The organism is Thioalkalivibrio sp. ALE17, from assembly GCF_000425605.1.
GTDB lineage: Bacteria > Pseudomonadota > Gammaproteobacteria > Ectothiorhodospirales > Ectothiorhodospiraceae > Thioalkalivibrio.
This window is the reverse complement of sequence record NZ_KE384404.1, coordinates 49487-57500: the sequence shown is the minus strand read 5'-3', so window position 1 is coordinate 57500 and position 8014 is coordinate 49487. Positions and strand designations below refer to the sequence as shown.

Annotated in this window: 7 protein-coding genes and 2 rRNA genes (1 of these 9 only partly in view); 6 read left to right on the top strand and 3 right to left on the bottom strand. The window is 64.3% G+C overall.

Annotated elements, in window-relative coordinates; genetic code table 11:
- The 3 genes from H609_RS0111205 to H609_RS0111195 form a co-directional block, all read left to right on the top strand.
- Positions 1 to 1348, top strand: a 23S ribosomal RNA gene (locus tag H609_RS0111205) (it extends 1531 nt beyond the left edge of the window).
- A gap of 111 nt (positions 1349 to 1459) precedes the next feature.
- Positions 1460 to 1575 (top strand): 5S ribosomal RNA (gene rrf, locus H609_RS0111200).
- A 137-nt stretch (positions 1576 to 1712) separates the two neighbouring features.
- The gene (locus tag H609_RS0111195; RefSeq protein WP_026279164.1) at positions 1713 to 1919 is read left to right on the top strand and encodes a hypothetical protein; all 207 of its coding nucleotides are present in this window, start codon (positions 1713 to 1715) and stop codon (positions 1917 to 1919) included.
- A gap of 196 nt (positions 1920 to 2115) precedes the next feature.
- Here H609_RS0111195 and H609_RS0111190 read toward each other — a convergent pair whose 3' ends face one another.
- From H609_RS0111190 to dapA, 3 genes are read right to left on the bottom strand one after another with little or no spacing between them, the layout of a single operon-like run.
- Positions 2116 to 2886, bottom strand: a complete 771-nt coding sequence (locus tag H609_RS0111190) for an MBL fold metallo-hydrolase (protein WP_028484976.1) — start codon at positions 2884 to 2886, stop codon at positions 2116 to 2118.
- A gap of 21 nt (positions 2887 to 2907) precedes the next feature.
- Complete coding sequence (gene bamC, locus H609_RS0111185; RefSeq protein ID WP_028484975.1) at positions 2908 to 4074, bottom strand: outer membrane protein assembly factor BamC; 1167 nt, start codon at positions 4072 to 4074, stop codon at positions 2908 to 2910.
- 8 nt (positions 4075 to 4082) lie between these two features.
- Positions 4083 to 4961: a 4-hydroxy-tetrahydrodipicolinate synthase gene (gene dapA / locus H609_RS0111180; protein WP_018877304.1), complete on the bottom strand. Its 879-nt coding sequence runs from the start codon at positions 4959 to 4961 to the stop codon at positions 4083 to 4085.
- A gap of 228 nt (positions 4962 to 5189) precedes the next feature.
- Between dapA and H609_RS0111175 the strand changes: the two genes are divergently transcribed.
- The 3 genes from H609_RS0111175 to H609_RS0111165 are packed head-to-tail and all read left to right on the top strand — an operon-like array spanning position 5190 to position 7729.
- Positions 5190 to 5744 (top strand): glycine cleavage system protein R, encoded by a 555-nt coding sequence (locus tag H609_RS0111175; RefSeq protein WP_018865808.1) that lies wholly within the window; start codon positions 5190 to 5192, stop codon positions 5742 to 5744.
- A 57-nt stretch (positions 5745 to 5801) separates the two neighbouring features.
- A complete protein-coding gene (locus H609_RS0111170; protein WP_028484974.1) occupies positions 5802 to 6278 on the top strand; it encodes a peroxiredoxin in 477 nt (158 codons plus the stop codon).
- 32 nt (positions 6279 to 6310) lie between these two features.
- A complete protein-coding gene (locus tag H609_RS0111165; protein WP_018876072.1) occupies positions 6311 to 7729 on the top strand; it encodes a PhoH family protein in 1419 nt (472 codons plus the stop codon).
- Positions 7730 to 8014 lie beyond the last annotated feature (285 nt).

The window sequence follows — 8014 nt, the reverse complement described above, 5'->3', positions numbered from 1 at the left end:
GCCCTGCTTCCAGGAAAAGCCTCTAAGCTTCAGTTAACAGTTGACCGTACTCCAAACCGACACAGGTGGGCAGGGTGAGAATCCCAAGGCGCTTGAGAGAACTCGGGTGAAGGAACTAGGCAAAATGGTACCGTAACTTCGGGAGAAGGTACGCCTCGGCTGGTGATGGGACTTGCTCCCTGAGCTGGCTGAGGTCGCAGAGACCAGGCCGCTGCGACTGTTTATTAAAAACACAGCACTCTGCAAACTCGAAAGAGGACGTATAGGGTGTGACGCCTGCCCGGTGCCGGAAGGTTAATTGATGGGGTTAGCTTCGGCGAAGCCCTTGATCGAAGCCCCGGTAAACGGCGGCCGTAACTATAACGGTCCTAAGGTAGCGAAATTCCTTGTCGGGTAAGTTCCGACCTGCACGAATGGCGTAACGATGGCGGCGCTGTCTCCACCCGAGACTCAGTGAAATTGAAATCGCAGTGAAGATGCTGTGTACCCGCGGCTAGACGGAAAGACCCCGTGAACCTTTACTACAGCTTCACACTGAACTTTGAGCTTGTTTGTGTAGGATAGGTGGGAGGCTTTGAAGCCGGGACGCCAGTCTCGGTGGAGCCACCCTTGAAATACCACCCTGGCAAGTTTGGAGTTCTAACCCAGGCCTGTAATCCAGGTCGGGGACCGTGTGTGGTGGGTAGTTTGACTGGGGCGGTCTCCTCCCAAAGAGTAACGGAGGAGTGCGAAGGTACCCTCAGCGCGGTCGGAAATCGCGCGACGAGTGCAAAGGCATAAGGGTGCTTAACTGCGAGACAGACACGTCGAGCAGGTGCGAAAGCAGGTCTTAGTGATCCGGTGGTTCTGTATGGAAGGGCCATCGCTCAACGGATAAAAGGTACTCCGGGGATAACAGGCTGATACTGCCCAAGAGTCCATATCGACGGCAGTGTTTGGCACCTCGATGTCGGCTCATCACATCCTGGGGCTGAAGCAGGTCCCAAGGGTATGGCTGTTCGCCATTTAAAGTGGTACGCGAGCTGGGTTTAGAACGTCGTGAGACAGTTCGGTCCCTATCTGCCGTGGGCGTCGGAGATTTGACAGGATCTGTCCTTAGTACGAGAGGACCGGGATGGACGCACCTCTGGTGTTCCGGTTGTCACGCCAGTGGCACTGCCGGGTAGCTAAGTGCGGAAGGGATAACCGCTGAAAGCATCTAAGCGGGAAACCCACCTGAAGATGAGATCTCCCTGGACCCTCGAGGTCCCTGTAGGGCCGTTGAAGACTACAACGTTGATAGGCTGGGTGTGGAAGCGCGGTAACGCGTGTAGCTAACCAGTACTAATTGCCCGTGCGGCTTGACCATATAACACCCAAAGTGTTGGTGGTCTCGTCTGACACATCACCAAGTACACAAGCCTAGAATGCATTCCGAATTCAGACGACTCGGCACAAGCCGGGTTATCTGCCCAGTTTGTCTGGCGGCAATAGCGAGTAGGAACCACCCGATCCCATCCCGAACTCGGAAGTGAAACTGCTCTGCGCCGATGGTAGTGTGGGGCCTCCCCATGTGAGAGTAGGTCACCGCCAGGCATTAATCCGAAGCCCGATTCCCAGTCATGGGGGTCGGGCTTTTTTTATGGGCGCTTTCGAGGCAGGCTTGGATACAAGGTAACGCGATGCTCGTTGTGGCGGGTGCGGCACTTGGCCACAGCAGGCGGGGAGGTATTGTGCGAGGAAAAAGGACCGATGGTGGGCTGGTGATCGTAGGGCTTGTACTGCTCGGGATCGGGCTCTACGCAATTTTCGGCGGCCAGCTGGCGTTTACGCCGATTGCGCCAAGGGAAGGCGCGGGATTCGGCGGACCGCTGGCAATGATTATCGGGGTGGCGTTTGTTATTGGCGGGCTCTATTTCCTGCGGGAATCGCGGCGCTAAAAGCGGTCTGTTCAGAGGTTGCCGACTGAGCGCGGCGGATACGGGCGGTGTAGTCGATCTGGCCTGGGCGGGGTAAGAGCGCTCTGTGTCCTCAGTCGATGCGGAAGTGGGCCCTGCGGTCGGGCGACTGCGGGCGTGATGCCGCGGGAGGGATGTTCGGCCAGTCCAGCCCGGGTGCGTCAGGCCAGGTCGCGTGTCAGGCGGGTGCGGTGGTGCGCCAGCCGAAGCCCTGGTCCTGGGTTGCGATATCGACGTCGGAGGGGGTACAGCCGAGCCCGTCTGCGAGGGCCGCTCGGGCAAGCGCCTCATCGTTGTTGTCGGTGGAGAGGTGCATCCCGATGACGTGCCGGAGGCGGGACTGCTCAATGTTGCGCAGCAGGTCGGTGGCGGCATGATTGGGTAGGTGCCCGTAGCCCCCGCCAATGCGCCGCTTCAGGGATGCGGGATAACGCCCGGCGGCGAGCATGGCTGGGTCGTGGTTGCACTCCAGCAAGAGGGCATCCGCGCCACTCGCCATCGCGACCATATGGGGCGAGATATGCCCGGCATCGGTCATCAGGACCAGTCGGTGGTCTCCATCGGAGAGGGCGAACTGAGTGGGCTCGCGCGAGTCGTGGGGCACGGTGAAGGGGCAGACCCAGGCGTCGTCGATGTCCAGCGGGGCGTCGGCCTGGATCTCCTGGACGTGTGCGAAGCCATCGTCGCGAGCCGCCAGGCGGGTGCCCGGGCTGGTGAATACGGTGAGGTCGTACCGCCGGGACAGCGGGCCGGCGGCGCCGATGTGGTCCGCATGCTCGTGGGTGATCAGGACGGCGGTCAGGTCGCGGGGTGCAAGATCGACCCGGGCCAGGCGACGTTCGAGTTCCTGGACCGAGAAGCCGCAGTCGACAAGGAGACGGGTCGCGCCGATCTCCACGACCAGGGCATTTCCGGCGCTGCCGCTGCCGAGGGAACAGAAGCGGATCATCGCGTCGGCACCCCGGAGGGATTAACGGAGAATCTGCTGTTCGATGCGCTCCAGCACGAATTCCGCATCGCGACGCCGGAGGGGTTCCCCGTCGATATCACGGGCCTCGATGCGGAGGTCGCCGTCGCCCACGTCGGTCAGGCGGACCTGGTAGCGTTCGTTCTCGCGACGGTCTCCGCCGCGACCGAAGATGCGGCTGAAGAACCCGCCGCTTTCGCCTTCACCGACCACGTCGGGGCGATAGGTCACCTCGAAGGTCCCGGTGTCACGATCCTGCTCGTCCACCAGCAGACCGGCGCGATCCAGGAGCGTCCCCATTTGCGTCCACATCCGGTCGAAGGCGCTGCCGATGACCAGCACGGGCTGGCCTTCGTGTTCCGTCTGGTGCAGTTCGGTCGGGCGGTCCCCGATGGTCTCGGCGACCCGGGCGCTGCCTTCCGGCATTTCGCCGGTGGCAAGGAAGACGCGAAGGCGATTGAGCATCTCGGCTTCCAGTTCCGGGTCAGAGGGCCGCATGGCCCAGCGCCAGGTTTCGCCCTCGGGCTCCTCGGACGCGCCCCGGTGGGATATGTAGATCGCGGAGTGCCCGTTGTCGCGTTCGACGCGAAGCCGGTACTTGTCCCGGGTGTTGGCGTCGTATACGTTCCCAAGGGCCCGCGCGAAGATGTTCTGACTGCCCCGGAGCGGGATGCCGGCACGGTCCTCGGCCCATTCCGTCTCCATGATGCCGACCTGGGGTTCGTTGCGTTCCAGGCGCAGATTCTGGCTGTCCCAGAAGGCGGCAAGGCGATCCCACAGTTCCTCCGGGCGCGCCTCGACGCTGAGCCAGCGGACGCTGCCTTCGCGCATCAGCTGGACCTCGGCGGACTCGGGGAGGACGCGGGCGTCGGTCTGCACCGGTGCGGTGGTGTCGGCCGGCTGGCGCTGCTGCTGACGGGCCTGGGAGTCCTGCTGCATCTCGCGGGCGCTGACGCGCTCGCCCGGCGCATCCGGGATGCGGTAGGCGCGCTCGCTGTCGGGGGCGATGAGGTCCGGCGGGACTTCGAGATTGTCCATCTGCCGGCTCATTTCGTACTGGGGACCGCTCTGGCGGTCGCCCGAGGTGGAACACCCGGCGATGGCGAGGCTCGTGGCCAGGGCAAGGGCGGTGCGCGTCGCGCGGCGGCGGAGCGGGGCGGAGTGTTTCATGTCGGGGTTCAGACCTCTATGCCGGCCTGGCGCATGGCGTCCAGGACCGGCGCATGGAAGGGTTCGGACAGCGGAGTCAGGGGGAGACGGATACCGTCCTCCATGAGTCCCATGCGATGCAGTGCCCACTTGACCGGAATCGGGTTGGCCTCGAGGAACAGCGCGGAATGCAGGCCGTCCAGCTGGCGGTTGATCGCGCGCGCCTCGTCCGGTCGGCCTTCGCGGACGGCGCGGCACATGGCCGCCATCAGACGGGGGGCGACATTCGCGGTGACCGAGATGATCCCGTGGCCACCCGCCAGCAGGAAGGCGAGTCCGTTGCCGTCATCGCCGCTGTACAGGTCCATGCGGTTGCCGACCCGCGCGACCAGTTCGGCGGTCCGCTCGTTACTCGCCGTGGCCTCCTTGATCCCGATGATGTTCGGGATATCGGCCAGGCGTTCCACGGTTTCGGGCAGCAGATCCACCGCGGTCCGGCCGGGGACGTTGTACAGGATCTGCGGGATGTCGACGGCCTCGGCGATGGCCTTGTGATGCAGGTAGAGGCCTTCCTGAGTCGGCTTGTTGTAATACGGGGACACCAGCAGGCAGGCGTCCGCGCCACCTTCCTTCGCGCAACGGGTCAGCGCGATGGCCTCGCGCGTGGAGTTCGCGCCGGTGCCCGCGATCACCGGGAGGCGCCCGGCCACGGTCTTCACCGTGTGGGCAATCGCCTCGCAGTGTTCGTCGAAATCGAGGGTCGCGGATTCGCCGGTGGTGCCGACCGCGACAATGGCATCGGTGCCGGCCTCGATGTGGAATTCCAGGAGCCGATCCAGCGCCGGCCAGTCCAGGCTGCCGTCCGCGTGCATCGGGGTCGCCAGTGCGACCATGCTGCCTTGAAACATCGACTCCTCCAACATCGGGAATGGTGCAGTCTAACGGGCGGGTGACAAGGCATTCAAGATTCCCGCGGCCGGCATGCCACCGATGCCCGGTTTCGCGCGGCGCGACGCCGTTGGCGCCGCCCGGGCAAGGTGGTATGTTGCGAGCCATCATGCCTGTTGTCGCTTTCATGCCGAGTCCCTCCCGGGAATGGCGCGCCCCCGTTCCCGCACGCCGCCGGCGGGTGCCGCATGGCTGAAGTGGTCGGCACGGGTGCCCATACCCACCTGATCCTTAACCTGATCGGGCCCGACCAGCCGGGTCTGGTCTCCAGCGTGACCCGCGTGATCGTGGATACCGGCTGCAATCTCGAATCGAGCCGGATCACGGTCGTGGGCGGGTACTGCTGCATGGCGCTCAGTGCCAGCGGCAACTGGAAGACCCTCGGCACGCTGGAATCGCGTCTGGAACGGCTCGAAGCCGAGATGGGGCTGGTGGTGGTGGCACGCCGCGGGCCACTGGAGGAGCGCGCCGAGGCCGCCATGCCGTATGCCGTGGATGCGGTAGCCCTGGATGCGCCGGGCCTGCTGAATGCCCTCGCCGATTTCTTCACCAGCCGCGGGGTCAATCTGCGCGACGTTCAGACCCGGGTCTACATTGCCCAGCAGACCGGGGCGCGCATGTTCGCGGCCAACATGGTGGTGGATATCCCCGCCGGGCAGCACCTCGCCAGTCTCCGCGGCGAATTCATGGATTTCTGTGACGAACTGAACGTGGATGGCGTGCTGGACCCGATCAAGGCCTGAAGCCGCCGGGCACGCGGCCTTCCGCTTCGAGACCCACGAATCAAGGAGCAACGCCTGATGAGCATCGCAATCAACCAACCCGTCCCCGCTGACCTGCGCGTCCCGGCGACCGGCGACCAGACCCTGGGCCCGGCCGACTTCCAGGGCCGGATCGTGGTCCTCTACTTCTACCCCAAGGACAACACGCCGGGCTGCACCAACGAGAGCCGCGACTTTGCCGCCAGCCTGGATGCCTTCCAGGAGGCCGGCGCCGTGATCCTGGGTGTGTCGCGCGACAGCGTGAAGAGCCACGAGAACTTCCGCACCAAGCAGGAACTGCCGTTCGACTTGTTGAGCGATGGCGACGAGACGCTGTGCAATGCCTTCGATGTCATCAAGATGAAAAACATGTATGGCAAGCAGGTGCGCGGCATCGAGCGCTCCACCTTCCTGATCGATGCCGACGGCGTGCTGCGCAAGGAGTGGCGCAAGGTGAAAGTGCCGGGCCACGTGGACGAGGTCCTCGCGGCGTTGCGCGAACTCGCGGGGAGCTGACCCCCTTACCCTACCCCCGTTCCGGAGGTGCCATGAACGCGACCGACCAGGATCCGAAACGCCTGTTTGTCCTGGACACCAATGTCCTGATGCACGACCCCACGGCGCTGTTCCGGTTCAAGGAACACGACATCTTCCTGCCCATGGTCGTGCTCGAGGAGCTGGATCGCGGCAAGAAGGGGGTTTCCGAGGTCGCGCGCAACGTGCGCCAGGTCTCGCGCTTTATCGACGAACTCACCACCGGCGCGCAGCACGAACAGATCGCCGCCGGGCTGCCCCTGCAGGCCGACTCCCTCAGCGAATCGACGTTCGCACCCAGCGGCCGCCTATTCTTCCAGACCCGCAATCTCAACGCCAGCCTGCCGGCCTCCCTGCCGGGGTCCTCGGCCGACAACGACATCCTCGCCACCGCCCAGGCGCTGAAGTCGGAATACCCCGATACCCCGGTCACGCTGGTATCCAAGGACATCAACCTGCGCATCAAGGCCGCGGTGATCGGCCTGCACGCGGAGGACTATTACAACGACCAGGTGCTGGACGATGTCAGCCTGCTGTTCTCGGGCATGACCGAGCTGCCGGCGGATTTCTGGGAGACGCACGGCACCAGGATGGACTCCTGGCAGGAATCCGGGCGTACCTACTATCGCGTGACCGGGCCGCTGGTTAGCGAGTGGCAGCCCAACCAGTTCGTCTACCGCGAGGGGGAGAACCCGCTATCCGCGATCGTGCTGGAGATCGACCAGCCGAACGAGTCCGCGGTGATCGAGCTGGTCGACGACTACATGACCCCGCGTCACAGCGTCTGGGGCATCAATGCCCGCAATCGCGAACAGAACTACGCACTCAACCTGCTGATGGATCCCGAGGTGGATTTCGTCTCCCTGCTGGGCGCCGCCGGCACCGGCAAGACCCTGCTGACCCTGGCCGCCGGCCTCGCGCAGACGCTGGAGGACAACACCTACAAGGAGATCATCATGACCCGGGTCACGGTCCCGGTGGGCGAGGACATCGGATTCCTGCCCGGGACCGAGGAAGAGAAGATGACACCCTGGATGGGGGCGCTGATGGACAACCTGGAGGTGTTGTCCAAGTCCGAGGGCGCCGGGGAATGGGGCCGTGCGGCGACCAACGACGTGCTGACCAGCCGCATCAAGATCCGCTCGCTGAATTTCATGCGCGGACGCACCTTCCTCAATCGCTACATCATCCTGGACGAGGCGCAGAACCTGACCTCGAAGCAGATGAAGACCCTGATCACCCGCGCCGGACCGGGGACCAAGGTGGTGGCGCTGGGCAACATCGCGCAGATCGACACCCCGTACCTGACCGAGACCTCAAGCGGCCTGACCTACGTGGTGGACCGCTTCCGCAACTGGACCCACAGCGGGCATATCACACTGACCCGCGGCGAGCGCTCGCGGCTGGCGGACTACGCCTCGAATCATCTGTAGACGGTGGGTAAGGCACGCCCGGGGGCGGCAACGGAGCGGGAAACGGGCACCGTCATTGCGAGGCCCCGCAGGGGCCGCGGCAACCTCCGGAGGCTGGTGGTGAGCCAGCTATGGAAGCAGATGGTTCCGGACGGAGTTCGCCACGTCGCTTCGCTCCCCGCGATGACGATACGAGTCCGTGTCGTTGCGAGGCCGTGACAGGCGCTGCGGCACTCTCTGGTGGCTGGCGCGGTGACGGGATCTGCTGGTTTCGGACGGAGGTTGCCGCGTCGCCTTCGGCTCCTC